Annotated in this window: 2 protein-coding genes; both read right to left on the reverse strand. The window is 44.2% G+C overall.

Features of this window, described 5'->3' with window-relative positions; translation table 11 throughout:
* Positions 1-348 precede the first annotated feature (348 nt).
* Entirely contained in the window at positions 349-591 is a 243-nt protein-coding gene (locus V4C51_RS17505) for a hypothetical protein (RefSeq protein ID WP_330927460.1), read from the reverse strand.
* A 176-nt stretch (positions 592-767) separates the two neighbouring features.
* Positions 768-3,051 (reverse strand): low-density lipoprotein receptor class A repeat-containing protein (locus V4C51_RS17510; RefSeq protein WP_330927461.1); only part of this gene is annotated, 2,284 nt, incomplete at its 5' end.

The raw sequence follows: 3,051 nt of genomic DNA on the forward strand, positions 1-3,051 counted from the left end.
AAAATCCACTATAAAAATAGTAATAAGACGGATCACAAAAACACTGTAGTATCTACTTTATTATTTGGCAATTTGATATTAGTATTGAATTTATCTATTTTCAGGGACTAGTATTCTAAAACATGCATTTGATAATAGCTTCAGTCAACCAGTAATAACACTCTGGCAATATGGCAATCCCCATCTGTGAATATAACGATAAAAACACGTGAGAACAGTCAAGCTTCTTGCCACAGAAATATCGGCAATTCTAATCATTCTTTTATTAAACGACATTATTACAGCAATACAAAAAAATAGCGCGCAAAGGTTTTATTATTTCCTGAAAGCACTGTTAGAACGTATTTTCTAATGGCTTACCTTCATCGTTATTGTCTCTATCACACTGAAAATTAACGATGGAATCTTATTCACTTTGATAACCCGATGGATAGCCTGTGAATGCCATAAAAACCATGCATCAGCCAACAACACATGGCGAACAATTAAGCCAGACAAAAGACGATAGAAGGCATTTCCCAAGCCATGCCATTGTGTCTGAAACTTACCAGCCACAGGGCTTGACCCGATACTGATACGGTAATTTTTCATGTACAGATCAACCTTACGACAGTGAACTTATTGCCACTAAGTACATGACCATTTGCTTTTCAAGTTGGTCTACAGGCCTTGCAAGGCGTGCCAGCAAGAAAATATATGTTTTCATTTGGTCATGCACTTAGTTAACTTTATTTTAAGCTGTGGGGAACAGGTATTCTATCCCTTCTTTAATTGTTAACCTCATAATCGGTGTTCAACTCAACAGTATCGTCACCGTCTCCCCTGCGCATTCGAGCACCAAGATTGAACGGCTTAAACCCTGGAAACCGCGACGACAAAAACTGACTAATATTATCCCGTTGCCAATAGAGAGCACCTCCAATTGCGCCAGCGGCGATTAAAACAGGTATCGTTGTACCAACAATGGCGGCAGTGGAAAAACCAGATTGTCCTGACGCTTGAGACTCATTGCTATTGCCAGAAGACAAACCGCTGGCATTCCTTGTGGGACGAATAGTTGACCTACCGCCGGATACCGGCACTCTGGTTTTATTGCCTGTCATCGTACTGAAGGTGGCGTTTGCCATGGAGGCGTTATTCTCGCGCGTCTTGATGACACCGCGATTATCCTTGCTTACAGGCTGATTTGATGGGGGCTTAGTGGGCTTTAACCTCTGGGTTTTCCCAGTTGTCCTTGCCTGAGTTGTCCGAGGCTGCGTTTCCTGAAAAATTACCGTAGACGCTTCAGTCACTTCGTCGGTGAACGGTGATCCTCTTACACCTGCCAAACACCGCTTAAAAGTCCCCAGGACACAATCATTACCCCTATCAGAACGACGATCAGGGCATCGCTTTAAAATATATCCAACAAGACTGTGCTGGATACAATACCCGTTTCTTTCGTCAAATAGAAGATTACAATTCCAACGCCCATCACACATTTTTGACTCACTAAGACACCTGCCATCACACTTGAAACCATGCTTGGAATCATCTGTTTCACAAATATTACAAAGCGCATAATGCTCATCAGACCCGGGGGCATGGTCAGGGCAATGCTTTGTATCGTCACATATCCGATCTCTGGATTCGCATATTTTTTCACCATAATGACCACAATTGAAATCATCTTGACCGCACCCATAACCTAAATAGTTATGTTTAGTGCCATATTCACACAATTCAAGAAGGGTGCTTTTACATAGGTTATCGCTTACTCTTTCAGGGCAGAGTTGCTGCCACTCAGTCATGTTAAAGTGGGTGGTTTCCTTCTGACAAACTGGTTTGACCCTGGGCGCGTCAGTCATCTCATCGGAAAACTCGGGTATCCTGTCCAAACAACGTTGAAAAACACCCTGAACACAATCAATACCGGCACTGCCACTGATATCAGGGCATTGACGTTGAACATGGTTATGAAGCCTGTACTGGATACAGAACGGAGGCTTTTCGTCTGACCCGTGTAAACAGTCATCACACCCATCGCAGATGTCTGAGTCAGGAACACATTTTCTGCCACATTTATAATAACCATTACTCTGACAACGATCGCACAATCTAGAGGATTCATCATCATTAACCGCATCACTACTTTCTTCACTTTCTCTGGAGCAATCTTTTTCGTCGTCACACGGCCAATCGTCGGGAATACACAAATAATATTCGCCAGTTTTAGTCTTATTATAAGACAGACAATTATATTTATTCGGTTCACAGCCGGCACCTAGATAATTGTTGTTCAATCCATACTCACACTCTTCATGAAGAATTCTTGCGCATTCCTTATCAGTTATGCTGTCGGGACAAACCTCACGCCAATCGCTGGCATTGGAGGGAGAGGTTGCCGATTCTCCTGTTGTTGCTGGTGCGGGGGTAGCCCCAACGCCTGCGGACAAAAGGGTACACAGGGCAGTACTCAACACGGTCTTTATGCCCGATGCCATTCCTGTCCCACCACCTGCCTTGCCACTACTGACAGACGTCGGGTTATCACCATTCCCCCCCTCCCTGCTGGCTGTCATCGCCGAGGGAGCAATGTCAGAAGCGTTATAAATCTCACAACATGACTGACGAAGTGCTTCCCAGTGTTCTTCACTGTTATCGTCACTGTCGAAATAGGTGTTCTCTTCTATGTAGTCGCGGTATTCGCTCTTATTAAGGGCCGCGATTGTGTGATCTTCATCACCCCTAAAAAAATTGACGACAAAGCCTATGTGCTCATCGACCCTTTGTCGGGTTGATTGGCTATCATCGGGCAACTCAGTGAACAGCAGGGCAGCCTGCCTGAGGTATTCGTTATGACCGGGATGCTTTGCCGCATTGTAAACAATAGGCACCAACAAGTCCTTCGTTGTTTTGTCACCCAACCCTGCCTGACAAAACAACTGGACTAACGTTTTAAGCTGATCCAGACGTGGGTGTCTGATGTCATAATCATCAGCGCCTGACCCCAATAACAGCAGTTTTTCCGAAAATGTTTTTTCCTTTACTTCAGCTTTCTCCGTCAATGCG

It is taken from the genome of Candidatus Sororendozoicomonas aggregata (assembly GCF_031528575.1).
Classification (GTDB): Bacteria; Pseudomonadota; Gammaproteobacteria; order Pseudomonadales; family Endozoicomonadaceae; genus Endonucleibacter; species Endonucleibacter aggregata.

Excerpts from the sequence above, each read along its gene's own strand:
- V4C51_RS17505 (WP_330927460.1), bottom strand. The coding sequence starts at position 591 with ATGAAAAATTACCGTATCAGTATCGGGTCAAGCCCTGTGGCTGGTAAG.